The sequence below is a fragment of the Cellulomonas sp. CW35 genome, assembly GCF_052378485.1.
Taxonomy (GTDB): domain Bacteria; phylum Actinomycetota; class Actinomycetes; order Actinomycetales; family Cellulomonadaceae; genus Cellulomonas; species Cellulomonas uda.
This window is the reverse complement of record NZ_CP199000.1, coordinates 1169325-1194415: the sequence shown is the minus strand read 5'-3', so window position 1 is coordinate 1194415 and position 25091 is coordinate 1169325. Positions and strand designations below refer to the sequence as shown.

General features: G+C 75.1%; 18 protein-coding genes. 6 read left to right on the top strand and 12 right to left on the bottom strand.

Going from position 1 to position 25091, the window contains the following annotated elements:
• Positions 1–5: 5 nt before the first annotated feature.
• The 6 genes from ACT17Q_RS05575 to ACT17Q_RS05550 all read right to left on the bottom strand — a co-directional run bounded on the left by ACT17Q_RS05575 (position 6) and on the right by ACT17Q_RS05550 (position 10377).
• The gene (locus ACT17Q_RS05575) at positions 6–1364 is read right to left on the bottom strand and encodes a SpoIID/LytB domain-containing protein (RefSeq protein ID WP_094180502.1); all 1359 of its coding nucleotides are present in this window, start codon (positions 1362–1364) and stop codon (positions 6–8) included.
• On the bottom strand, positions 1361–2437 hold the full coding sequence (gene wecB, locus ACT17Q_RS05570; protein WP_094180503.1) for a non-hydrolyzing UDP-N-acetylglucosamine 2-epimerase: 1077 nt from the start codon (positions 2435–2437) through the stop codon (positions 1361–1363). The genes ACT17Q_RS05575 and wecB overlap by 4 nt, the downstream gene beginning before the upstream one ends.
• Entirely contained in the window at positions 2434–4659 is a 2226-nt protein-coding gene (locus ACT17Q_RS05565; protein WP_444665062.1) for a SpoIID/LytB domain-containing protein, read from the bottom strand. Before ACT17Q_RS05565 ends, wecB begins: the two co-directional genes overlap by 4 nt.
• A complete protein-coding gene (locus ACT17Q_RS05560; RefSeq protein WP_444665061.1) occupies positions 4659–7169 on the bottom strand; it encodes a cell wall-binding repeat-containing protein in 2511 nt (836 codons plus the stop codon). Before ACT17Q_RS05560 ends, ACT17Q_RS05565 begins: the two co-directional genes overlap by 1 nt.
• 129 nt (positions 7170–7298) lie before the next feature.
• Entirely contained in the window at positions 7299–9065 is a 1767-nt protein-coding gene (locus ACT17Q_RS05555) for a glycosyltransferase family 4 protein (RefSeq protein ID WP_444665060.1), read from the bottom strand.
• Positions 9058–10377 carry a glycosyltransferase gene (locus ACT17Q_RS05550; protein ID WP_094180507.1) on the bottom strand — a complete coding sequence of 440 codons (1320 nt, stop codon included), beginning with the start codon at positions 10375–10377 and terminating at the stop codon, positions 9058–9060. Before ACT17Q_RS05550 ends, ACT17Q_RS05555 begins: the two co-directional genes overlap by 8 nt.
• A 168-nt stretch (positions 10378–10545) precedes the next feature.
• Between ACT17Q_RS05550 and ACT17Q_RS05545 the strand changes: the two genes are divergently transcribed.
• Together ACT17Q_RS05545 and ACT17Q_RS05540 are read left to right on the top strand one after the other, a co-directional pair.
• Complete coding sequence (locus ACT17Q_RS05545; RefSeq protein ID WP_444665059.1) at positions 10546–11847, top strand: nucleotide sugar dehydrogenase; 1302 nt, start codon at positions 10546–10548, stop codon at positions 11845–11847.
• On the top strand, positions 11844–13604 hold the full coding sequence (locus ACT17Q_RS05540) for a glycosyltransferase (protein WP_444665058.1): 1761 nt from the start codon (positions 11844–11846) through the stop codon (positions 13602–13604). Before ACT17Q_RS05545 ends, ACT17Q_RS05540 begins: the two co-directional genes overlap by 4 nt.
• Before the next feature lie 24 nt (positions 13605–13628).
• On the opposite strand, the gene ACT17Q_RS05535 is transcribed toward ACT17Q_RS05540, so the two are convergent.
• Positions 13629–14855, bottom strand: coding sequence for a hypothetical protein (locus tag ACT17Q_RS05535; RefSeq protein ID WP_444665057.1), 1227 nt, complete (start codon positions 14853–14855; stop codon positions 13629–13631).
• A gap of 164 nt (positions 14856–15019) precedes the next feature.
• Between ACT17Q_RS05535 and ACT17Q_RS05530 the strand changes: the two genes are divergently transcribed.
• Both ACT17Q_RS05530 and ACT17Q_RS05525 read left to right on the top strand, forming a co-directional pair.
• On the top strand, positions 15020–16339 hold the full coding sequence (locus ACT17Q_RS05530; RefSeq protein WP_444665056.1) for a glycosyltransferase: 1320 nt from the start codon (positions 15020–15022) through the stop codon (positions 16337–16339).
• Positions 16336–16695 carry a hypothetical protein gene (locus tag ACT17Q_RS05525; RefSeq protein ID WP_094180512.1) on the top strand — a complete coding sequence of 120 codons (360 nt, stop codon included), beginning with the start codon at positions 16336–16338 and terminating at the stop codon, positions 16693–16695. Before ACT17Q_RS05530 ends, ACT17Q_RS05525 begins: the two co-directional genes overlap by 4 nt.
• A 3-nt stretch (positions 16696–16698) precedes the next feature.
• Here ACT17Q_RS05525 and ACT17Q_RS05520 read toward each other — a convergent pair whose 3' ends face one another.
• Genes ACT17Q_RS05520 through ACT17Q_RS05505 form a run of 4 tightly spaced genes read right to left on the bottom strand, consistent with a single transcriptional unit; the run spans position 16699 to position 20896 of the window.
• Complete coding sequence (locus tag ACT17Q_RS05520; RefSeq protein ID WP_094182252.1) at positions 16699–17805, bottom strand: glycosyltransferase; 1107 nt, start codon at positions 17803–17805, stop codon at positions 16699–16701.
• A gap of 14 nt (positions 17806–17819) precedes the next feature.
• Positions 17820–18875 (bottom strand): ABC transporter ATP-binding protein, encoded by a 1056-nt coding sequence (locus ACT17Q_RS05515; RefSeq protein WP_444665055.1) that lies wholly within the window; start codon positions 18873–18875, stop codon positions 17820–17822.
• Positions 18853–19722 (bottom strand): ABC transporter permease, encoded by an 870-nt coding sequence (locus tag ACT17Q_RS05510; protein ID WP_444665054.1) that lies wholly within the window; start codon positions 19720–19722, stop codon positions 18853–18855. The genes ACT17Q_RS05515 and ACT17Q_RS05510 overlap by 23 nt, the downstream gene beginning before the upstream one ends.
• Before the next feature lie 7 nt (positions 19723–19729).
• Complete coding sequence (locus ACT17Q_RS05505; RefSeq protein ID WP_094180514.1) at positions 19730–20896, bottom strand: glycosyltransferase family 2 protein; 1167 nt, start codon at positions 20894–20896, stop codon at positions 19730–19732.
• 225 nt (positions 20897–21121) lie between these two features.
• Between ACT17Q_RS05505 and ACT17Q_RS05500 the strand changes: the two genes are divergently transcribed.
• Positions 21122–22381 (top strand): LCP family protein, encoded by a 1260-nt coding sequence (locus ACT17Q_RS05500; protein WP_444665053.1) that lies wholly within the window; start codon positions 21122–21124, stop codon positions 22379–22381.
• Positions 22382–22383: 2 nt separating this feature from the next.
• Positions 22384–23805 carry an LCP family glycopolymer transferase gene (locus ACT17Q_RS05495; RefSeq protein WP_444665052.1) on the top strand — a complete coding sequence of 474 codons (1422 nt, stop codon included), beginning with the start codon at positions 22384–22386 and terminating at the stop codon, positions 23803–23805.
• Positions 23806–23830: 25 nt separating this feature from the next.
• On the opposite strand, the gene ACT17Q_RS05490 is transcribed toward ACT17Q_RS05495, so the two are convergent.
• Positions 23831–25090: a sulfate adenylyltransferase subunit 1 gene (locus tag ACT17Q_RS05490; protein ID WP_444665051.1), complete on the bottom strand. Its 1260-nt coding sequence runs from the start codon at positions 25088–25090 to the stop codon at positions 23831–23833.
• Position 25091 lies beyond the last annotated feature (1 nt).

Genomic DNA, 25091 nt, shown 5'->3' with positions numbered 1-25091 from the left:
GGGCGTCAGGACCCGACCGACACCGTGAACAGCGTCGAGCGCAGGCCGAGCGCGATGCGGAACGCGTCGCCCGTGAGGGTCTTGGAGCCCGCCGTCCCCGTGACCGTCACGGACGTGGCCCGGCCGCCGTACGCACCCTTGCCGTCGCGCGTCACGGCGACCTTGGTGACCCGGCCGACGCCGAAGACGCTCTCGGCCGTCGCGCGGCTGACCGTCACCTGCCACGCCGGGTACGCGTCGTACGTGTCGGCCCGCGCCTTGAGGTACGGATAACCGCTGCGCGCGACGGTGTATCCCCCGTTGGACGCGCTGAACTGCGTGAACGCGAGCTTGCCGCCGTACGTCCGGACCAGTCCCGCGGTCGCCTTGACGGCCTCGGTGGTGCTCGCGGCCGTGAACGTCTGCAGCCGGGTGCCCTTGAGGTCGTACTCGGCGAGGCCCTTGAACACCTGGCACGCGGCCGTGTCGCACGTGTCGTACCACCACGGGCGGCTCGAGTACCCGGCGTCGAACGCGGCGTACGTGCGGGCGGCGACGGCCTGCGCGCGCAGGGCCTGCTGGTGCCAGTAGGACGGCATCTCCGAGGGCACGACGGAGACGAGGTACGAGGTGTACGTCGTGCCGGCCGTGACGGTCACCGAGCTCGCGGACGTCCCCGTGAGGTTCGCGGCGAGAGTGCCGCGGTACTCGCGCGCCTTGGAGCCGTTGACGTTGCGCAGCGTGCTGTCCTTGGCGCGCACGGTCACCTTGGTCGACCCGGCGAGGGCGGTGCGCACGCGGCTGCTGGTGTACGGGTACCAGGTGCCGTTCGCCTTGGCCTGCAGCGCCCACGACGAACCCGAGCGGCGGACCTGCCAGAACGTCACCGTGAGGCGCTTGCCGCCCTGCACGACCGTCTCGGGCAGCGGCGTCGCGGCGTTCGACGTGCCCGTGACGGGGTTGCTGCCCGCGACCGTCAGGCCCGGCTCCGCGACGAACGTGAGCAGGTGGTCGGTGTCGTCGCGCAGCCAGACCTTGAGAGCACGCGAGTCCGACCGCGTGGTCGAGCCGGTGCCCGGGTAGTAGAACGCGAGGATCGTGCTCGCGGTGCGGCCCGCCTTCGCCTGGCCCTGCGCGCCGTACTGCGACAACCCGATGCCGTGGCCGAACCCGCGCCCGTCGATCGTCAGGTCGCCGGCAGCCGCCGGGCGGGCGTCCGCGAGCGGCCGCGCGGTGGCGGCGACGACCGCGCTGTCCGCGGTCCCGCCCAGCGCACCCGGCCGTTCGAGGCTCGAGTCGTCCGCCCAGGCCCCGGGAGCGGCCGCGCCGACGACGACCGCGGCGACCAGCGCCGCGAGCGCGCCGCGACGCACGCGCGCGCTCACGGCCGACCCTCGAGCGCGTCCTGCAGCACCCGCACCACCCGGTCGGCGGCGTCGCCCGACCCGTACGGCGTCGCCTGCGGCAGCGCACCTGGTCCTCGCAGCGCCACCTGCGCGAGCCGCGCGAGGTCCGCCTCGTCCGGAAGCAGCACGTTCCATCCCCCCTCGAGCGTCTCGACCCACTCCGTCTCGGTTCGCAGTGTGGTGCACGCGCGCCCCAGGAGGAAGGCCTCCTTCTGCAGGCCGCCGGAGTCGGTGACCACGCCGACCGAGCCCATCACGGCCGCGACCATCTCCGGGTACGGCAGCGGGTCGGCGACGACGACCGACCCCTGCGCGAGGTCGATCCCGTGCTCGGCGCAGCGGGCGCGCAGGCGCGGGTGCGCGAGCAGCACGAGCGGCACGGGCAGGGCGGCGAGCGCGGCGACGATCGCGCGCAGGCGCGCCGGGTCGTCGGTGTTCTCCGCGCGGTGGATCGTCGCGACGAGGTACTCGCCGTCGGGGACGCCGGCCGGACGGGTCCCCGACGCTGCGACCGCGTCACGCACCCGGAAGCACACGTCCGTCATCACGTCCCCCACGAGCACCGACCGCTCGGCCAGCCCCTCGTGCGCGAGGTGGTCCATCGCGACCTGCGTGGGGGCGAGCAGCAGGTCCGCGGCGTGGTCGGTGAGCACGCGGTTGTGCTCCTCGGGCATGCGCCGGTTGAACGAGCGCAGTCCCGCCTCGAGGTGCGCGAGCGGCAGGTGGATCTTCACCGCGGCGACCGCGGCCGCGAGCGTCGAGTTGGTGTCGCCGTAGACCAGCACCCAGTCCGGCCGGTGCTCGTCCATGACCGCCTCGAGCGGGCCGAGCATGGCGCCGGTCTGCGCACCGTGCGAACCGGACCCGACCGCGAGGTGCACGTCCGGTGCGGGGATGCGCAGGTCGGCGAAGAACACGTCGGACATCCCCGGGTCGTAGTGCTGACCCGTGTGGACGATCACGTGCTCGGCGCCCGCGCGGCCCAGGGCCTCGGCGATCGGGGCGAGCTTGACGAACTGCGGACGAGCGCCGACGACGCTCAGGACCTTCAACGCACTGCCTCCACCGCGGAGTCCGGGACCGCGCCCGTGCCGCCGAGCACCTGCAGCAGCGACACCTCCCGCGCGGCGAACCACCGGTCGGTCGCGGCGGGGACCCCCGCACCCGCGGTGAGCAGGGTCAGCCGACCCAGCACGCCGCCCGTGAGGGAGTCGACGAGGTTCGCGTCCAGACCGGACGCGAGGACCACCGTACCGGCCTTGAGCGAGGGCTCGTAGGCGTCGGCGACCGCCGCGGCGGTCGCGTACCGGTCGGTGCCCGACAGGCGCGTGAGCCGCAGGCCGTCCGCGCGCAGGGCGTCCGCCACGCCGCTCGTCACGACGCCCGTGCCGCCGACGATGGTCGCGCTGCGCGCGCCGAGCGCCGTGATCGTCGCGCGGGTCGCGGCCGGGACGCTCGAGCGCGGCACCAGCAGCACGGGCTGGCCGGACGCCGCAGCGGGTCCGCCCGCGGCGGCCGCGTCGACGAGGTTGGCCGTGACGCCCGACGCGACGACGACGGAGCCCGCGGAGCCGAACGCCCGCGCGACCGCGGCGGCGGTCGCGTACCGGTCCGCCCCCGACAGGCGCGTGACGGACAGCCCCGCGGCGCGCAGCTGCGCGGACACGTCCGTGGTGAGCACACCCGTGCCGCCGACGAGCACGGCGCTCGTGGCGCCGCGACGCGTGATCTCGGCCATCGACGCCTCGGGCACGGAGCTGCGTGTCGAGAGGAGCACCGGCGCCTTGATCGAGCGCGCGTACGGCGCGGCGACGAGCCCGTCGACGAGCGAGGCCTGCTGGCCGGAGACGACCACGACCGTGCGGCCCGTGGGGAACGCGGCGCGACCGATGGCCGCCGCCGTGGCGAACCGGTCGTCGCCCGAGAGCCGCTGGACGTCCGACCTCGGATCGGGCGCCGGGGGCGCCTCGAGGCTGAGGTAGGCGGACATGATCCCGAGCCGCGACCCCAGCGCGGTGCGCACACCGTCGGTCGTCGGCTTGGCCAGGAGGTACTGCACCGAGCCGGCGGTGGACGTCGCCTTGAGCTGCATGGCCGCGCCCGAGCTCGCGCGCTGCGAGACCTCGAGGCGCGCCACGTCCGACAGCCGCGGGAACTTCGCGCGGATCTGCGCCTGCGTGATCGTCGTGGTCCAGGTCGCGTACGGGTTGCGCACGCGCGGGTCGACGGACCAGTGGTCGTCGCGGCTGCGCAGGTAGGGGATCGTCGCGCTCCCCCACACGTCCTCGGAGTTCGTCGTCCGACCGCCGGTCGACGACGAGTAGTACGTCTCGGCGAGCCGGCCGTCCGGCGCCTGGATCACGCGCGCGTTGCCCGACGCGCGGGTCGCGTCCACGGCCGCGACCCAGTACTTGCCGTACCCCGCCTCGGCCTCCTTGTTGTACGCCGTGTACTTCTGGTCGGTCGTCTCGTCGGTGAGGTGCGCGTTGATCGACGAGCGCACGCCCGCCTGGTACTTGCGGTAGGCGTACGTGCGCGCCGCGATCGCCTGCGCCTGCAGCGCGGACGCCGGCCACGACGACGGCATCTCCGCGATGCCGTAGAGGTACTCGCTGTTGAGCCGCACGACGCTGACGGTGTTCACCGCGCCGCTCAGCGGGCCGAACGCGAGGCTCCCGCGCTTGTAGCGCACGGTGCCCGACCCACCGTTGGCGCCGGGCACGCTGACCACACCGCCCTTCCAGGTGAGCGTGAGCTCCGGCCACGTCGACGGGTTGGTGCGGTACTGGGTGCCGTCGACGGTCGTCGAGACGCGGGCGGTCCCGCTCGCGGTGGAGTACGTGAACGTGAGCGAGGACGCGGCGACCGACACGGTGGTGCCCGGCGCGGTGCCGAGCGTCCACGTCACGCCCGAGTCCCGGCTGACGGTGACCGAGGTGACGCCCGCACGGACCTGCACGCGGATCGTCGGGTCGTCGGTGCGCGTCGTGACCTTCGCGGGCGCGTAGTAGTGCTCGAGGATGTTCGTCGCCGAGCGACCGTCGAGCGCCATGCCGTACGCGCCGAACTGCGACATCCCCAGGCCGTGGCCCCAGCCGCTGCCGTGCACCGTGAAGGACGCGGGCGCGGCCGCCGGGAGGTCGACGGACGCGGCCGCACTCTCGGTGCGACCGCTCTGCGTCGGGCTCACGGGCGGGTCCATCGCGGCCGCCGGGGTCACGACGAGCGTGCTGGTGACGAGCGCCGCGAGCAGCGGCGTGAGGGATCGGCGCATCAGATCGCCGCCACCAGGCTCCGCAGCGCGCCGGGCGTCACCGCACCGGCGCCGCCCGCGACGTCCAGCCGGTCCGTGCCGGCGGCCTTGAGCCACTTCTGCACGCCGCCGTGGCTCGCGTTCCCCGGCACCAGCACGACGAGGCGCGCGAGGGCACCGGCCGTGACCGAGTCGATCAGGTGGTCGTCGGAGCCCGCCGCGACGACGACGCGCGACGTCCCGACCGCCGACGCGAACCCCTTCGCGACCGCGAGCGCGGTGGCGTAGCGGTCGTCACCTCCGAACCGCACGACCTGTCCCTTCGTCACGGAGCGCACGGACGACGTGACGGCGAGCGACACCGCGCCGGTGCCGCCCACCACCGTCGTCGTGCGCACCCCTCGCGCCTGCATGGCGTTCTTCGTCGCCGTGGGCAGCGTGCCCGGCGCCGTGAGCAGCACGGGCTGCTCGGTCGCGGCCGCCGCCCCGCCGGCCGCCGCGGCGTCCACGAGGTTCGCCTGCGCACCGGACGCGAGCACGACCGAGCGGCCGGCCGGCATCCGCGCCGCGACCGCCGCCGCCGTGCCGTACCGGTCCGCCCCCGCCAGCCGGCGCACGTCCCGGACGCCGAGCGCCTCGAGCTGCGACTCGACGGCCCGGCCCAGGACGCCCGTCCCGCCGACGAGCCACACCCGCTCGGGGGCGCGGTGCCGGATCTCCGTCCGGGTGGCCTCCGGCAGCCCGTCGACCGCGCCGAGCAGCACGGGCGCGTCGAGCGACGCCGCGAACGGGCCGGCGACGAGCCCGTCGACGACCGAGGACTGCGTGCCGGCGACCAGCACGATGTCGTCGACCTGCTGCGAGCCACCGGTCGCGGCGCGGCCGAGCGCGACCGCCGTCGCGTACCGGTCGGCGCCACCCCAGCGCGAGATGCCGCACGACTCGTCGCCGTACCCGCCCTTCGGCAGCGCCTCGACGTACACCGTGTCGACGAGCCCGTGCCGCGTGGTCGTGATCGAGTACAGCCCTGGCGGTGCCGCCGAGCCGTCCGCGAGCTTCTGGCCCCACCGCACCGGCATCCACCCGCGGCTCTTGCCCGACAGGCTCGCGACGACCGTGCCGGTGCACACCGAGCGCACCGACGCCGACCACGTCGACCACCTCTTCGCGTACGCCTCGGCCACGACGTTGCGGCCGGGCGTGCTCGCGGCCGTCGCGACGCGCGACGTCACCCGGTTCACCTGGTCGGCCGCGTAGGAGCGGATCGTCGAGAGCCGGTTGTAGACCATCTGGCCCGGGCACGCGGTGGACCCGACGTCGCGGTGACCCATGATGACGGGCAGCTCACCGCGCCAGCCCGGCTTGCGCTTGGGGTGCGTGCTCCCGCTGCGGGCGGTCAGGACGGTGGTGCCGAGCGGGTCACGCCCGTACGACGCGAGCTTCCACGACGCGACCTGCGCGACGGCGCGCAGCACGGTCGTCGACGGGACCTTGCTCGTGAACTCGCCGATGATCGCGATGCCGATGGTGTTGGTGTTGAAGCCGCCCGAGTGGACGCCGAGCGGCACCTTGTCGAGCGACCCCTTGCGCCCCTCGTACACCGTCCCGAACCGGTCGACGAGGAAGTGGTAGCCGACGTCGCTCCAGCCGCGTCCCTTGATGTGGTACTCGTAGATGCCCCGCACGAGCGCCGGTGCCTGCGCGCGCGTGTAGTCGTTCGCGTTGACCGTGTGGTGGACGACGGCCGCCTGGATGGTCGAGCTCCAGTCGATGGGCTTGCGCAGCCGCTCGTTCGCGCGCCACTGCGCGCGCGTGACGATCGCGGGCCGCAGCGCGGCGGGGCTCACGCCGGCCACGGCGGTGGCGGTGTCGAGCGCGGTGGTGCCGGGGGCGACGCCCGCCGTCGCGTCGGTGACCTGCGTGACCTGGGCGTCGGCGAGGTCCTCGACGCCCGCGTCGACGAGCGTCGCGGACAGCCGCGCGGGCGCGGCTCCGGTCGCGGTCTCGAGCCGCACCTGCAGCCCGTCGGAGCCCGTGCGGACGAACGGCGCGGTGCCGCCGCGCGCACCGGCGGCCTCGGCGGTCCCGGCCTCGGGTGTCGCGGGGTCGACCTCGAGCTCCTGCCACGTCGACCACGCGCCGGCGTGCCGCGTGCGCACGAGCACGCGCGTGACCTGCGCCCCCGCGGCCCACGTCACGCCGACGAGGTCGAAGTCGGCGGTGCCGCGCGCCGCGGTGAGCACGGCGAGCCGGGAGGTCGCCGGCACCTCGTGGTCGTGGTCCGCGTCCACCGGCAGGTCGAGCGTGCGCCGGCTGGGGCCGTCGACGCCGCCGGCGAGCGGCACGGTGGTGGTGCGGACCGGTGCGTCCGGCGCGACGGGGACGCTGGTCGCGCCCGTCACGCCGCCGGGGTCCGCGCCCGCCGCCGGGAGGGCGTCGCGCGCCGGGGCCGCCACGGCCGCGGGGGCCGCCGTCACGGTCAGCGCGCCGACGAGAGCGCACACCAGGGCGAGGTGTCGGCGTCGTCGCATGGTGGTGCCCCTCGCTGCTCGCGGTCCAAGCCGCGGTCACAGTAATTCACACCTGTCACACATGCACGCAGGCCGCGGGGACCGGCGAGGCGTGGCGCGCCACGTCCCACCGGTCCCCGCGATCGGCCGTCAGTCGGTGTCGCGCGCGCCCGACGCGCTCGCCAGCACGTCGACGAGCAGGTCGTGGTGCGCGGTCCGCACGACGTGCGCGTCGGGGTTCGCGCGTGCGAGCCGCGTCGCCAGCGGGATGCCGCGCGGGTCGCCCCACGTCACCAGCACCGGGTCGACGAGCAGGTCACCCCACGTCCGCTCGACGTAGCGCGCGAGCACGAGCGGGTCGACGTGCGCGTGCACGCCCTTCTCCCCCACGGTGCGCTTGAGCCGCGTGCTCAGGTCCTGCTGCCGCGCGGCGAGCGCGTCCAGGGCGTCCGCGCGGCCCAGGCCGCGCGCCAGCGGGCGCGCCGCGCCGAGCAGGACACGCGGCACGCCGTCGACCGTCCACCGCTCGAGACGGTGCGTGATCACCCGGTAGCGCGCGGGCGAGACGTCCAGGACGGTCACGCGGTCGTCGACATCGACGGCGTGCGAGCCGTCCGTCACGAGGTACGCCCGCGCCCCGCGCCGCGCCGCGTCCCGCACGACGCGCGTCGCGGCGGCGACGACCGCGCGGTGCAGCGCGATCGCGACGACGACCGGCGCGTCGGCCGGCAGTTCGGGCTCCGGCTCGCCGCGCAGCGTGCGTCCGAGCGTCGCCGCGACCGTCTGCGGGCCGAACCGCAGCGCGAGATCCTCGCGCACGAGCCCCGGCCGGGCCGAGCGGTGCCGCGCCTCGAGGCCCTCGACGGCGGCCAGCACGTCGTCCACCTCGTCGCCGACCTCGACGAGCCACGCCATCCACAGGTCCTGGGCGACGTCGAGGTTGCGCTGCGCACCGCGCGTCGCGGTCGCCACGACGGGCAGCCCGGCCGCGAGCGCCTCCACGGCGGACAGCCCGAACGTCTCCGAGACCGACAGGTGCACGAGCACGTCCGCGTCGCGATAGACCGCGGCGATCCCGGTGGGGTCGACGCGGCCGAGGAACCGCACCGCGTCCGCCACGCCGAGCTCGTCGGCGAGTGCGAGCGCGCGGTCGGTGTCGGCGCCGCCGCCCGCGACCGTGAGCGTCGCGTCGGGGCGGCGCGCGCGCCACGCCGCGAACGCGCGCACGAGCCGCAGCACGCCCTTGGCCTCGAGCACGTTGCCGACGTACAGCCACCGGTCGAGCCGGCCCGGCACGTCCTCGCGCAGCTCGAACCGCGTGACGTCGACCGAGTTGTGCACGGTGTGGACCGACTCGGCGACGTCCGGGTACCGACGGCGCAGGGCGCGCGAGGTGTCCTCGCCGACGCTCGTGAACCGCGCGGCCCCGCGCACCGTGTCGGCGTACATCGCGGACGTGCGCTCGTCGGCCCACAGCCGGTTGAGGTAGGAGGCGTGCTCGCTCACGACGACGCGCGTGCGCTCCCCGACGAGGTCGACGACCGCCCAGCCGGTCGGCATGCCGACGTGCGCGTGCACGACCTGCGCGGCCGCGAGCTCGTCGGCGTACGGCGCGAGCGCGTCACGCGTGAGCTCAGCGACGCGGGCGCGGGACGTGGCGGGCGCCACGACGAACGGCACGCGCAGCACCTCGATCCCGTCGACCACCTCGCGCGTCGTCGCGACCGCCGGGGCGTCCGGGACGCGCGCCTCGACGTGCACGACGAGCGGGTCCGGGAACTGCTCGACCAGCGCGAGCGTCGTGGCCCGCACGAACGCGCCCCAGTACGGGTTCTCCGGCGTCGGGTACCAGGGGGTGACGACGACGAGCCGGCCCGGCCGGCCGGCCGCGGTCCGATCCTGCGTGGGCTCAGGCACCGGCCACCTCCGCGACCTCGGCGACGAACGGCTCGAGCAACGCGTCGCGCCGGTAGGTGCGGGCGTGCACCAGCGCGTCGACGTGCTGGCCGGCGGTCTGCTCGCGCGCGCCGCGGGCGGTCGCGACGAGCGCGTCGGCGACGCCCTGCGGCGTGAGCTCGGCCGCCGACCACGCGAGCGGGTAGCCGGCGAGCGGCTCGGCGATCGCGGTCGTCGGGGAGAACACGCCCGTGATCGGCTTGCCCGACGCCATGCACTCGAACACCTTGCCCGAGGTGACGTAGCGCGAGTCCGCCGCCATCAGCAGGATCGCGTCGAGGTCGTCGTACACCTTCCCGATGGTGGCCTTCGAGACCGGGCCCTCGTACGTGACCCCGACGTTCTCGTCCAACGGCAGCAGCGCGCGGATGCGGTCCGCCTGGCCGGCGAAGAACCCGAGGTGCCCGTAGACGTGCGCGGTCGCGCCCGCCATCGCGGGGTCGCGGCGGGCGAGCTTCCAGCCCTCCCACATCGCGTCGTGCGGGTGCCGGTCGGTGACCGTGCCGATGAAACCGAAGCGCAGCGGCGCGCCGGGCTCGGGCGAGCGGAACCCCGGCTCGCCGAGCAGGTCCGCGTCGTACCCGTTGGGCAGCACACGCATCCGGTCTGCGGCCGCGGGGTAGCGCTCGGCGTGCCAGTGCCGCAGCGCCTCGTTGACGAACGTCACGCGCGCGGCCGAACCGATCAGCCGGCTCTCCCAGCGCCTCGCGAGGTGCCCGGGCGGGAACGCGTCGGTCTCCTCGAACAGGTCGAGGGTCCACGAGTCGCGGTAGTCCATGACGTACGGGATGCGGTGGCGCACGTGCGCCGCGTACGCCGCGGCGAAGTCCGACCACGGGTTCCCCGTCGCGACGACGACGTCGACCGGGTGGTGCCGGTGCACGCGGCCGATCGCGTTCGCGACGGGCAGGACCCACGAGCCGTACTGCTCGGGGAACACGTACTTCTGCCCCGCGATCGTCAGCGCGCGGTGCACGAACGGCAGCGTCGTCGCGAGACGCCCGCGGTGGCGCAGGTCGGGGTCGAGGTGCGACATCGGCAGCGGCACGCGCACGACGTGCACGCGCGGGTCGACGGTCGCGAGCAGCGAGTCGTCGCGCGAGCCGACGACCCGGTCGAAGAAGTCCTCCGTCACCGTCACGACCGTCACGTCCCAGCCCGACGCGGCGAAGTGGTTCGCCATCGCCAGCGGTCGGAACACCCCGCTCGCGCGGGACGGCGGGTAGTACAGCGCGACCAGCAGGACGTGCGGGCGTCGCCCGTCGTGGACCACTCGACCTCCTCGGGCGCGCCGGGCGCGCCGCGTCGACAAGGGACGACCTCCGCGTGGGTCCCGGTGGGTCCCGGGGACAGCGCGAAGGCCGTCGTTAGTATAGGGAGGCCGTTTCGCGCGGTTCCTGTCGACGTCCGTCAGCCCCGCCCCCGCACCCTCGAGGATCCTGTGAAGATCGCTGTCGTCGCCCTTGGCAAGATCGGCCTCCCGCTGGCCGTCCAGTTCGCGTCGAAGGGGCACGACGTCGTCGGTGTCGACGTGAACCCGCAGGTCGTGGAGCTGGTGAACGCGGCGACGGAGCCGTTCCCCGGCGAGGCGCACCTGCAGGACAAGCTCACCGAGCTGGTACCCGCGGGCCGGCTGCGCGCGACCACGGACTACGCCGACGCGATCCCCGGGGCGGACGCCGTCGTGCTCGTCGTGCCGCTGTTCGTCGACGACGAGACGTGGCAGCCGGACTTCGGCTGGATGGACGCCGCGACGCGCTCGCTCGGTGCGCACCTGACCCCGGGCACGCTCGTGTCCTACGAGACGACGCTGCCGGTGGGCACCACGCGCACCCGTTGGAAGCCGCTGCTCGAGGAGGTCTCCGGCCTGACCGAGGGCGTGGACTTCGACCTGGTGTTCTCCCCCGAGCGGGTCCTGACGGGCCGCGTGTTCGCGGACCTGCGGCGCTACCCCAAGCTGGTCGGCGGGCTGTCGCCGCGCGGCGCGCAGCGCGCGGTGGAGTTCTACGAGCAGGTGCTCGACTTCGACGAGCGGCCCGACCTGGCCCGCCCGAACGGCGTGTGGGACCTCGGCTCGGCCGAGGCGTCCGAGCTCGCCAAGCTCGCGGAGACGACGTACCGCGACGTCAACATCGGCCTGGCCAACCAGTTCGGCCGGTTCGCCGAGAAGAACGGCATCGACGTGCACGCCGTGATCGAGGCCTCGAACTCGCAGCCGTACTCGCACATCCACCGGCCCGGCATCGCGGTCGGCGGGCACTGCATCCCCGTCTACCCGCGGCTCTACCTGTTCAACGACCCGGACGCGACGATCGTGCGCGCGGCCCGCGAGGCCAACGCCGCGATGCCGTCGCACGCGGTCGACCTGGCGCGCGCCGCCGCGGGCGGCTCGCTGTCGGGGCTGCGCGTGGTCGTGCTCGGCGCGGCGTACCGCGGCGGCGTCAAGGAGACCGCGTTCTCGGGCGTGTTCGCGACCGTCGACGCCGCGCGCGCCGCGGGCGCGCAGGTGCTCGTGCACGACCCGCTGTACTCCGACGAGGAGCTCGGCTCGCTCGGCTGGGACGCCTACCACCTCGGCGAGCCGGTCGACGTCGCCGTCCTGCAGGCCGACCACGACGAGTACCGCACGCTGTCCGCACAGCAGCTGCCCGGCGTGCGCGTGCTGGTCGACGGCCGCCGCGTCACCGGCGAGCCCGGCTGGGACGGCGTCACGCGCATCGTGCTCGGCGCGGCCACGGCGTGACGCGGCCCGAGGGCGGCGAGCGGCGGCTCGTCGTGCTGACGCCGTGGTACCCGACGGCCGACGCGCCCTACCACGGCTCGTTCGTCGAGCAGTCGGTCGCCGCGCTCGCGCACCCCGCGAGCGCGACGACGATCGTGCAGGTCACCTCCGTGGCGCCCGACGAGGCCGCCTCGCTCACGCGCGAGGACTCGCCGCACGGGACCGTCGTGCGTCTGCGTGTGCCGCTCGACCCGATGACGCCGCGCGTCGCGACCGCGCTCGCGCACCGCGAGGCGATCGTCGCCGCCCAGGCCGCGGGCGACCTGCCCGAGCTCGCGGCGGCCGACGTCGTGCACGCGCACGTCGGCATGCCGTCGGGGTTCGCGGTCGCGCCGCTGCTGCGCGCGGGGCAGCGGCTCGTGACGACCGAGCACGCGACCTACCTCGAGACCGTCCTGCGCACGCCGGACGGGCTCGCCGCGTACCGCTCGATGCTCGAGCGCGGGCACGTGCACCTGACCGTGTCCCGCGCGCAGGCGCGCGACCTGCGCCGCCGGGTGCCGGACCTGCGCCCGCGCGTCGACGTGATCGGCAACCCGGTCGACGACGCGCGGTTCGTGCCCGTCCCCGCGCCGCACGGGCCGCTGCTGCGCTGGGTCTACGTCGGCAACCTCGTCGAGCGCAAGAACGTGCGCACGGTGCTCGAGGCGCTCGCCGTCGCGGACCCCGCCGCGCGGCTCACGCTCGTCGGGGACGGCCCGCAGCGCGACGAGCTGGCGGCGCTGGCCGACCGCCTCGGCGTCGCCGACCGCGTCACCTGGCACGGCCCCGCACACCCCGACGAGCTCCCCGGGCTGCTCGCCGCGGCCGACGTGCTCGTCCACCTGTCCGACTACGAGACGTTCGGTCTCACGGTCGTCGAGGCGGCGATGGCGGGGCTGCCCGTCGTCGTGACCCGCAGCGCGGGCCCGCCCGAGACGCTGTCCGACGCCGCCGAGCAGGGGCTCGTCGCGTTCGTGCCCGTGCGTCCCGCGCCCCACGAGGTCGTCGCGGCGGTGACCGCGCTCGCCGCACGCGCCGAGACGTGCGACCGTGCGGCGGTGCGGGACGTGCTCGTCGCGCGCTACGGCACCGCCGCCTACCGCGACGCGCTGCGCCACCACCTGTTCGACGCCCCGCTCCCGTCCGACGCGTCCGCGGCCCGCGTCGTGCTGCTCGCGACGAGCGAGGCGGGCGCGGGTGCGCTCGTGCCCGTGCAGGCCGAGGCCGTCCGCGCCGGTGCGCACGTCCGGCTCGTGACGCAGCTCGCGACCGAGGCCGTCGCGGCCGAGCCGGTCGTCGAGGTCGTCGACCTGTCGTCCGGGGTCGCTCGGCTGCCGTGGCGTGTCGCGTGGCGCGGGCTCGAGCTCGCGCCCGACCTCGTGCTTCGGACGGTGCGGCGCGCGTGCGCGCTCGTCGCGCGCGTGCCCGGCCCCACCTCGGCCCTCGCGTCTCGCGGCGAGCGCGCCACGAGCGCGGTGCTCGCCCGCTGGCGCCGCGCCGCGGCCCGCGCGCGCCGCGGTGCGGACCGGGCGCTGTTCGCACGGGTCGAGGGCCGCGTGCTGCCGGACGCCGCGGACCGGCTCGCGCCGGGGTGGGCCGACGAGCCCGCCGACGTCGTCGTGCTCGGCGACCGCAGCGCCAACGCGCTCGCCGCCGTGCTGCGCGAGCGGCACCCCGACGCGCGCGTCGTGCGACCGCCGAGCGACGCGACGCTGCGCCGGCTCCTGGGGGTCTGACCGCCCGCTGTCCGGGTGCGCCGGTCAGCCCTCGAGCAGGACCTCGCGCAGGACCGCGGCGCTGCGGCGCCCGTCGTGCAGCTCTGCCACGAGCGCGGGACCCGCGGCGGCCGTCGCGCGCGCCGCGTCGCGGTCCGCGAGTACCGTGCGCAGCGTGCCGCCCAGCGCGTCGCCGGCGGACTCGAGCACGGGCAGGTCCCGCCCGGTCGCGGCGCGGACCTCGGCCCGGACCTGCGCGTCGACGTGGCTCACGACGAGCCGTCCCGCGGCCATCGCCTCGCACGCCGCGACGCCGTAGATGCCGAGCCGGAACTGGTCGAGCACGACGTCCGCGTCCCGGTACAGCGCGCGCACCTCGTCGGCGGGCACCCCGGCGACGACGCGCCGCTCCACGAGCCCCTCGGCGACGAGCGGCGCGAGCGCCCGCCCGACGAGGTCCGCGCCCTTGAGCACACCGTTGCTCGGCGCGAACACCACCCGCGGCACCGCGCGCTCCAGCACGGGCGCGTCGCTCGCCCACGCGTCCGCGTCGACGACCACCGGGCACCACCGTGCGCCCGGCCAGCCCGGCAGCAGGTCGGGCGTGGAGACCAGCACGGGGCCGTCGAACCCCGCGGCGCGGCGCCGGTTGCGCAGCGCGACCGACTCGAGCGCGCGCGTGCGCGGGTCACCACCAGGCCCCGCGCGGAACGGCGAAGCCTGGTGGGTCGCGGCGTGCCGGCTCGGCACGCGCACGTCCGTGCCGTGCCACAGCAGCGCGACGCGCACGCCCCGGGCCTGCAGCGCACGCGCCTCCGCGACCGGGTCGAAGCCGTGCAGCCGCCCGAACAACGGCCGGCCCGCCTCGATCACGACCGCCTCGACGCCGGCGACGACCGCGTCGAACACGCGCTGCTGGTACGCGCGCGACGCGCGGTGCACCACGGCCAGCGGCGCGGTGTGGTCGGCGCCGTGCCGGAACCTCGGGTCCGCCGTGAACGCCCACGCCACGGCGGGCACGCCCGAGCGGTCGAGCGCGGCCGCCCACGCGAGCCCCTGGCCCGCGAAGTTCGCCGGTCCGAGCAGCACGCGCGCCGGGCGACCCGACCGGGGCGAGACCAGCGTGGGCACGGCGCCCGGGTCGGCCGTCCAGGGCGCGCGCGCCCACTTGGCCGCGTCCAGCGCGCGGTCCACGGCGGGCGGGAGCACGTGCCGGCGCGTCGTGAGGACGGACGCCGCACCGGCGGCGAGCGCGCGGGCTCGTCGAACCACGGGTCCTCCTCGTGTCTCGGCGGTGCTCCGCCGGTGCCGTGCGCGTCGCGTCGCGCCGACCCATTGTGACGGCCCGCGCGCCTCGCCGAGCACGCACGCGCGGCCCCGTCGGGCATGCACCGCGTACCCTCGGGGGCGGCCCGCACCCGCTCTCCCGAGGGACGATGACCACACCGAAGCACCTGCTCCACCTCGCGTGGGGCTTCCCGCCGTCGCGCGCGGGAGGCGTGTACCGCGCGCTCGCGACCGTCAACGCGTTCGCCGCCGCGGGCTGGGACGTCACCGTCGTCACCGCGAGCCGCGAGACGTTCGAGCGGTACACGGGTGCGGACACGTCGCTCGAGGCGCTCGTCGACCCCCGCGTCACGGTCCGGCGCGTGCCGTTCGACTGGCCCGCGCAGGACACCGACATCCGCGGCTACTCGGCGCTGCGCGTCGCGCTCCCGCCCGTGTGGGCGCGCCTGCGCCGACTCGCCGACGAGGTCCCCTTTCCGGAGGCGTCCTACGGCCCGTGGCGCGCCCGGCTCGCTGCGGCCGCGCGCGCCGTGCACGCCGAGCACCCGGTCGACCTGACCCTCGCGACCGCGAACCCGCACGTGACGTTCGCCGCGGCGCACGACCTGCGGCGCGCCGCGGGCGTCCCGTACGTCATGGACTACCGCGACGCGTGGCGGCTCGACGTGTTCTCGGGTGCGACGACGGCCTCCGCGCGCTCCCGCGTGGGTCGCTGGGAGCGCCGGCTCGTCGCCGACGCCCACGAGGTGTGGTTCGTCAACGAGCCGATCCGCGCGTGGCACCGGGAGCAGTACCCGCACGCCGCGGACCGGATGCACGTCGTCGCGAACGGCTGGGACCCGTCCCTGCTCGAGGTCCCGCTGGCGCACACGCCGCGCCCCGGCCCGGGCCTGCGGCTCGCGTACCTCGGGACGGTCACGCCCAAGGTGCCGCTGGCCGAGCTGATCGCGGGCTGGCGCCTCGCGCTGGCCGACGGACGCCTGCCCGCCGGGTCCACGCTCACGCTCGGCGGCCACCTGGGCTACTTCGCCGTCCCCCAGGGGACGCTGGCGCAGGCCGTCGCCGACGCCGCGGCCGACGGCGTGCGGTACGTCGGTCCCGTCGCGAAGGCCGACGTCTCACGGTTCTACGCCGACGCCGACGCGCTCGTCCTCGCGCTCGGGTCCGGCCGCTACGTGAGCAGCGGCAAGGTCTACGAGTACGTCGCCGCGGGCCGCCCCGTCGTCGCGGTGCACGACCCGCGCAACGCGACCACCGACGTCATCGCGGGGCACCCGCTCGTCGCGCGCGTGGAGCAGGTGACGCCCGCCGAGGTCGCGCGCGCCCTCGGCGAGGTCCCCGCGCTCGTCGCGGCCGCACCCGAGCACGCCGACACCCTCGCCCGCCTGGCCCTCGCGTACCGGCGCGACGCCCAGCTCGCCCCGCGCGTCGCCGCGCTCGGCGCCGCCCTCGACGGGGAGCACGCATGAGCACCCGCACCGTCCTCGTGGTCGCCTCGTCCGACACCTCGGACCAGGCCGTCGAGTCCCTGGCCGCTGCCCTGCGCGACGCGGGCGGCGACGTCGCGGTCGTCGACCTGCGCGCGCCCGGCACCCGCACCGCGACCGGCCGGCTCGCCGCAGCCCTGGCCGGGACCACCGCCTCGTGGTCCGCGGCCCGCCGCGTCACGACGGCGCAGCGCACACAGCTCCGGGACGCCGAGCTCATCGTCGCCGCCGACCGCACGGCCGTCCCCGCCGTGTGGCGCACGCGGCGCACCAACCCGAGCGCGGCACTGGTCAACGGCGTCCCCGCGGGGCAGCGCGTGCTCGCGGGGCGGCGGTGACGCTCAGACCCCGGCGGCCACCGGCGTCTTGACGAGGGCGGCGACCGCGTCGGCGAAGGCCGACAGGTCGTCCTCCGCGACGTACGCGCCGCCGGCGGCGACCGCCGCGTCGCGCACGCGCGAGAACCCGCCCAGGTCGGCCTGCCACGTCCGCAGTGCCTCGGCGGCGCCCGCGGCGTCGTCGACCACGACGCCCGCGGCGCTCTCGCGCACGACGCGCGCGCTGCGCGGCAGGTCGGTGGCCACCACCGCGAGGCCGCACGCGAGGTACTCGTAGAGCTTGCTGGGGATCGCGTCGCGGAACGCGGGAGTCTGGTCGAGCAGCAGCAGCCCGACCCATGCGCCGCGCGCGAGCGTCCACGCCTCGCGCGGGGGCTGGCGGCCGTGCCACCGCACGCACTCCGCGAGCACGGGCGACGCGAGGCGCTCGAGGAACTCCTCGCGGTCCGCGGGGGCGATGGGCCCGACGAGGTCGAGCTCCCACCCGGGAGCCGCCTCGACCGCGTCGAGCATGGCGAACAGACCGCGGCTGCGCCGCAGGTCACCGATGTACAGCGCGCGCGGGGTCGGCCCCGGCGCGGTCGGCCCCGGGAGCATCGAGGTGTCGGCGAGGTTGCGCACCACGAGGCGTCGCTCGACGTCCGTCATGAGGTGCTGGTCGGCGACGACGAGCAGGTCCGCACGCTGCGCGGCACGGATGCCGAGGCGCGCCCACACCGACGCGAGCGCACCGCGCACCCCCGACGCCCACGGGCGGTCCTGCAGCAGCAGCTCGTAGTCCTCGTGCACGTCGGTCACCACCGCGATCCGGCGGCCGGTGAGCCGGCGCAGGCCGCGCGCGAGCCACACGCCCGCCGCCGAGTCGGGGTCGAGCGCGACGAGCACGTCACCGCGGGCACGCAGGGGCAGCGTGAGCGCGTGCCACGAGCGGCGCAGTCCCCCGCCCCGTCGCCACGAGCGGGTCGACGCCTCGGGCGGCCCGGCGGCGGCCTGGCCCAGGCCGAGCACCTCGACCTCGAGCCCGCGCCGGCTCAGCGCCGCGACCTCGCGGTGCAGGCGGGCGTCCGCGACGTCGTGGCCCGACGTCACGATGCTCACCTGCGGCCTCATCGCGCGCACCCCGCTCAGAAGTCTTCGAGCGTGAACGCGGTCTCGCCGACCTCGAGGAACTTGGTGTACGCCGCGCCGCACTCCTCCGGGGTGCCGCGCATCATGAGCTTGCCCTTGTGGATCCAGATCGCGTCGTTGCACAGCTGACGGATCGACCCGAGCGAGTGCGAGACGAGGAACATCGCGCGCGCCGAGGACATCAGCTCGTCCATCTTCGCGGCGGCCTTGTTCTTGAACTTCGCGTCACCCGCGGACAGCGCCTCGTCGATCAGCAGGATGTCCGGCTCCATGTGGACCGACACCGCGAACGCGAGCCGCTGCGACATGCCCGACGAGTACGTGCGCATCGGCATGTCCATGAACTCGCCGATCTCGGCGAAGTCCGCGATCTCGTCGGCGCGCTCCGCGACCTGCTCGCGCGTCAGGCCCTGCGCGAGCCCGCCGAGCACCACGTTCTCCCGCCCCGTGAGGGCCGAGTTGAACCCGACACCGAGCGACAGCAGCGAGCTGATCTTCCCGCGCACCTCGATGCGGCCCGACGTGGGCGGGAGCACGCCCGCGAGCGCTCGCATGAGCGTCGACTTGCCCGCGCCGTTCGCGCCGAGGATGCCCAGCGCCGTCCCCACCGGGACGTCGAACGACATGTTCTGGATCGCCTCGACCTCGCGCACCGCACGCTCGCCGCGCCCGAAGCGCACGATCGCGCTCTTCAGGGTCGGCACCTTCTCGAACGTCGTGCGGTACGTGATCGACACGTCCTGGACGCTGACCGCGGGCGGGACGCTCGTGTCGACCTGGTACTTGCGCTCGATGCGCGGCTCGACCGTGGCGGCGGGCTTCTTGGCCGCGGGCTTCTTGGCCGCCGGCTTCTTGGCCTTGGGCTTCGGGGCCGCCTCCTCGCCCGCGGGTGCCGTCTGGTCGGCGGGCGCGTCGGGCGCGGACGGCACCGCGGGCGCGTCGGGCTGCTGCGGGTCGGCGGGCTGCGCGGGCGCGTCCGCGCCCGTCGCGGTGCCGGACGGTCGTCGGGAGTCGCCCGACGTGCTCACCTCAGAGGCGGACAGCGAACTCACGCTCCCTCGACATGAAGAACAGGCTGCCGACGACGGCCATGCCCACGGCCCAGCAGGCCGAGATCACCCAGAACGACAGCGGCGGGACGGTCCCGTCGAGCACGAGGTCCGTCCATCCGCCGATCATCGTGAACAGCGGGTTGCCGTACAGCATGAAGTCGGCGAACCGCGCGAACTTGCCGGTCTGCACGGTGTCGACCGTCCACAGGATCGGCGACATGTACAGCCAGATGCGCGTGAAGAACGGCAGGAAGCTCGACGTGTCCCGGAAGTACACCTGCAGCGTCGCCAGGACGGACGCGAGCCCGATGGAGAACACGACCATGAAGCCCAGGAAGACGGCGGCCAGGAGCATCTGCGGCCCCCACTCCTCGTCGGTGAAGGCCTTCATGATCAGGACCACGGGCAGCGTCGGCAGGAACCGGAAGAACGCGGTACGCACCGCGGACATCGGCATGAGCAGGCGCGGGAACGCCATGTTCATGATCAGTCGGCCGCCACCCGTCACCGAGCTCGCGCCCGCGGACATCGAGCCCGACACGAGGTGGAAGACGAACAGCCCGCTGACGATGTGCGCGAGCAGGTCGATACCGCCCTTGCCGCCGATGATGACGGTGAGAAGGAAGTACACGAACGACATGAGCAGCGGGTTGATGATCAGCCAGAGCTGGCCGAACACCGTCTGCGAGTGAGCGGCACGGATGCTGGCCTTCGACGACTCCGCCGCGAACGGCAGTCGCGCGCGCAGGTCGCGGAAGTACGGTCCGAACCTCGGCAGGCCCGCCCGGTGGGGCGAGTAGACCTGCAGGTCCGCGTCGGCATCGCGCACGACGTCCTTGGTCGACATGTGGTGGTCAGTCCTCCGTCACGTGACGGTCAGGCCCCGGGCCTTCGGTCGGGGCCGGACGGGGCGCATTCGCCGCAACAGGATAGACGACGCCCGTCGTCGCCCCCGCCGCGGAGGCGGATGCGGTCGTCCCGGGAGCGACCGCCGGTGCTCCCGCACGCGGCAGCCCGCGCAGGAAGCCGGAGCCCCACGCGAGGTGCATCGTGGCGACGACGCCGGGCAGGCGGCGGCGCGCCGCGGGAGGCAGGTCGCGGCCGACGACGGCGCAGCCCGCGACGACGGCCGCGGCGTACCCCACGGGCGCGGAGAGCCCGACGAGGAGCCAGCGCGGGCCGGCGGTCGCACCGACGGCCGCGACCGCGGTCCCCAGGGCGATCCCGGCGACCGCGGCGGGGGGCGCGAGGTAGCGCAGCCCGGCGGTCTGCGGGTGGCGCTTGATGACCTGGCGCCGCCACTGCCCCGTGCGGAAGAACTGCCGCGCGAGCGCGCGCACGTCGCCGCGCGGCCGGTACGTCACGCCGAGGTCGGGCACGAACCAGACGACCTCGCCGGCCTCCCGCAGCCGGTGGTTGAGCTCCCAGTCCTGCGCGCGCACGAAGTGCTCGTCGTACCCGCCGACCCGCTCGAGCGCGTCGCGCCGGAAGACCCCCAGGTACACGGTCGGTGCGGGCCCCGGCTCGCCCCCGGTGTGGAACGCGGCGGAGCCGATGCCGAGCGGGCTGCTCATCGCCCGCGCGACGGCGTCCTCGAACGACGTGGTCCCCAGGGGCACCATGCGTCCGCCGACGTTGGCGGCGCCGGTCTCGAGCAGGGCATCGACGGCGCGCCGCACGTAGTCCGGCTCGAGCTCGCTGTGGCCGTCGACGCGCACGAGCACGTCGTGCCGCGCGGCGGCGACCGCGAGGTTGAGCCCGTCGGGCGTGCGTCCGGTCGGGTTGTCGATGACCCGCACGCGGGCGTCGCGCCCGGCCAGCTCGTGCGCGATCTCCAGCGTCCGGTCGTGGCTCGGTCCGACGGCCAGCACGACCTCGAGCTCGCCGGCGTAGTCCTGGCCCAGGACCCGCTCGATCGCGGCCGTCAGGTGCCGCTCCTCGTCGCGCACCGTGAGGAACACGGAGACCGGAGGCAGGTGGCTGGTGCCGTCGGGCTCCGACGGGCTCTTCGCGGGGGACATCGCCGACAAGGCTAGCCCAGGCGACGACGTGCGCAGGCTCGCGCGCGACGCCCGTCAGGGCGATCCGGGACGGTTGCCTCGGCGCCCGGCGCGACTGCGCGACCCGCCGCTGTGACCTGCGACGTCACCCGTTCGCCGGGTGTGCGCGCATCTCCACAATCTCTCCACCGGGCACCTGCGAGGACTCCCCCTCTCACGCCGAGGGGGCTCCCTAGGATCGACCGCGTGACCAGCACCCCTGCCTCCTCGGCCCGCCACGCCTCCGCCGCGCGTCCGTCGACGGTGCGCCACGCCCGTCACCACCGCACCGGCCACATCCTGCGCGGGACCGCGCTGGCGACGGTCGCGCTGCTCGCGTTCGGCGGCACCGCGGCGTACGCGGTCTACGCCCGGCTCAACGGCAACATCAACCACGTCGACGTCTCGGGCCTCATCGGCCCGCGGCCGACGGGCGGCGCGCAGGTCGGCAAGGACCCGAACGCCGGCAAGGACGTCAACATCCTCCTGATCGGCTCGGACTCGCGCGAGGGTGCCAACGGCGAGATCGGCGGTCGCGTCGCGGGCGGCATGCGTTCCGACACGACGATCGTCATGCACATCTCGGCGGACCGGGACCGCGTCGAGATGGTCTCCATCCCGCGTGACTCGATGGTCGAGATCCCCTCGTGCCAGACGACGAACGGGACGACCGGCGCGAGCAGCTACGCGATGTTCAACGAGGCGTTCGCGCGCGGCTGGGACCTGGGGCTGGACCTGCAGTCGGCGGCCGCGTGCACGTGGCGCACCGTCGAGGCGAACACGGGCATCACCATCCACGACTTCATGCTGGTCGACTTCGCCGGGTTCCAGACGATGGTCGACGCGATCGGCGGCGTGGACATCTGCATCCCGCAGGACATGGACGACAAGAAGGCGAAGCTGCACGTCGAGGCCGGCAACAAGACGTTGGACGGCAAGACCGCGCTGGCGTTCGCGCGCTCGCGGCACAGCCAGGTGAGCGACGGCTCGGACATCGGCCGCATCGGCAACCAGCAGCGGCTGCTCGCCGCGATGGCCTCGCAGACGCTGTCGAAGAACGTCCTGACGGACTGGACGGACCTGCTGGGCCTGCTCAACGCCGCGACCAAGTCGCTCACGACGTCGATGCACACGCCCGACATGGCCGGCCTCGCCTACAGCGCCCGGAGCATCCGCACTGGCAACATCACGTTCATGACGATCCCGTGGGGCGCGGCGCCCGACGACAAGAACCGTGTGGTGTGGACCGACGAGGCCGACATCATCTGGTCGAACATCGCGGCGGACACGCCGCTGCTCACCGGCACGTCGCAGGACCCGGGCGCGAAGGCCACGGACAAGCCGTCCGCGACCGCGACGCCCACGCAGGGCCAGACCGCCGAGCCGACCAAGGCGCCCACGCCGAAGGCCACGCGCAAGGCCGGCCGCGAGGCGTTCACGCTCGACGACAACACGGCCAGCTGCTGAGCATGGCGCGCGACGAGCGGGGCACGCCGCCGAGCTTCGCCCCGGGGTCCGGCGGGAGCCGGCCCACGGGGCAGGACGCGGTCGTCGTCGGCTCGTCGAGGTCGCCCGGTGGTGCCGGGACGCCGCCCCCGCCGCCCGCGCCTCCTCGCACCGCCGCTCCTCCTCGCACCGCCGCGCCCCGGGCCGCCACGAGCCGGCGCCCCACGGCGCCCCGCGGCACCGGCGGCACTCCCCCGTCGTTCACGCCGGGCGACGAGACCGCGCGGACCGCGCCGCGTCGCACGGCCGCCCCGTCGGGTCGCACCGCGGCCTCGTCGGGTCGCACCGCGGCACCGTCGGGTCGCGCGCCGGGCAGGCCGACGACCGGTGGCGCCACGGCCGGCCGACCCGTCCCGCCCGCCGGGCGCGCTCCGGCGGGCCGCGGTCCCGGCGGTCCCACGGGTCCCGGCGGCGCGGCCGTCGCGGGCCCGGACCAGGCGCCCCCGCGTCGCCGCCGCGGCCGGATCGCCCTCGCGGTCGTCGCGCTCGTCCTGGTCCTGCTGCTCGCGTGGCCCATCGGGCTGCTCGTGTGGGCCAACGGCAAGATCCAGCGCACGGAGGCGCTCTCGGGCGCGGACGACACGCCCGGCACCACCTACCTGATCACCGGGTCCGACTCGCGCGCCGACGGCGGGGTCAAGGACGACGGCACGCAGGGCCAGCGCTCGGACACGATCCTGGTGCTGCACGTGCCGGACAGCGGCCCCACCGCACTCATCTCCCTGCCTCGCGACACGTACGTCCAGATCCCGGGGCACGACCCGAACAAGATCAACGCGGCGTTCGCGTTCGGCGGGGCCCCGCTGCTCGTGGAGACGGTCGAGGAGCTCACGGGGCTGACGGTCGACCACTACGCCGAGATCGGCATGGCGGGTGTCAAGGACGTGGTCGACGCGGTCGGCGGTGTGCGCCTGTGCTACGACCACGACGTCGACGACCGTGACTCGCACATGAAGTGGTCGGCGGGCTGCCACTCCGTGGGCGGCCAGAAGGCGCTGCAGTTCGCCCGCATGCGCAAGGCCGACCCGCTGGGCGACATCGGCCGCGGTCAGCGTCAGCGTCAGCTCGTCGGCGCGGTGCTCGACAAGGTCGACCCGAAGGCCCTCGCGCTGCACCCGTCGCAGCAGGTCTCGCTCGTGTCCGCCGCGACGGACGCGCTCACGGTCGACGAGTCGAGCGACGTCGTCGACCTCGCCCGGCTCGCGCTCGCGTTCAAGGCCGCCAACGGCAAGGGCGGCATCACGGGGACTCCGCCCATCGCGAGCATGGACTACCGTCCCGGCGGCGTCGGCTCGACCGTCCGGCTCGACCCGGAGCGGACGCCCCCGTTCTGGAAGGCGATCCGCGAGGGCACGCTCGAGCCGGGGACCGTCGGGGGCGACTGACTCCCCGGCGTCCCGGCCGCACCGGTCAGTCGCGCGCCGCCGTGACGATCCCCGCGCCGACGGTCCGCAGCGTCGACTCGTCGACGAGGATGAACGACCCGGTCTCGCGGTTCAGCTCGTACTGGTCGACGAGCACGGGGGTCGCGGTGCGCAGCCGCACGCGGCCGATGTCGTTGAGCTCGAGGGTGTCGGCACCCGGGTCGCGGTGCAGCGTGTTGATGTCGATCCGGTAGTCCACCGCCGTGACCTTCGCGCGCGTCGAGCGCGTCGTGTGCTTGAGCCCGTAGACGACGCCGGGCCGCAGCGGCGCTGTCTCGTCCATCCAGCACACCTGCGCGTCGAGGTCCTGCGTCGCGTGCGGCGTGTTCGCCGGGCGGCACAGCATGTCGCCCCGGCTGATGTCGAGCTCGTCGGCGAGCCGCACGACGACCGACATCGGCGGGAACGCGACGTCGACGGGCTCGCCGGCCTGGTCGATCGAGGCGATCGTCGAGGTGAACCCGCTGGGCAGCACGACCACGGGGTCCCCCGGCCGCATGACGCCGCTGGCGACCCGGCCCGCGTACCCCCGGTAGTCGCGCGCGGAGCTCGACTGCGGGCGGATCACGTACTGCACCGGGAAGCGCACGTCGATGAGGTTGCGGTCGCTCGCGACGTGCAGGTGCTCGAGATGCCCGAGCAGCGTCGCGCCGTCGTACCAGGGCGTGCGCGCGCTGCGGTCCACGACGTTGTCCCCGAGCAGCGCGGACACCGGGATGAACGTCAGGTCGTGCGTACGCAGCCGTGCCCCGAAGTCGGTGAACTCGGCGCGGATCTCGTCGAACACGTCCTGCGACCAGTCGACGAGGTCCATCTTGTTGACGCACACGACGAGGTGCGGGACGCCGAGCAGCGTCGCGAGGAACGCGTGCCGTCGGCTCTGCTCCGTCATGCCCTTGCGCGCGTCGATGAGGATGAGCGCCGCGTCCGCGGTCGAGGCACCCGTGACCATGTTCCGGGTGTACTGGATGTGCCCCGGGGTGTCCGCGATGATGAACTTGCGCCGCGGCGTGGCGAAGTAGCGGTACGCGACGTCGATCGTGATGCCCTGCTCACGCTCGGCCCGCAGGCCGTCGGTGAGCAGCGCCAGGTCGGTGTAGTCGTCGCCGCGGTCGGCGCTGACGCGTTCGACGGCCTCCACCTGGTCGGTGAAGAGCGCCTTGCTGTCGTACAGGAGGCGTCCGATCAGGGTCGACTTCCCGTCGTCGACCGAGCCGGCCGTCGCGAACCTCAGCAGATCACTCATC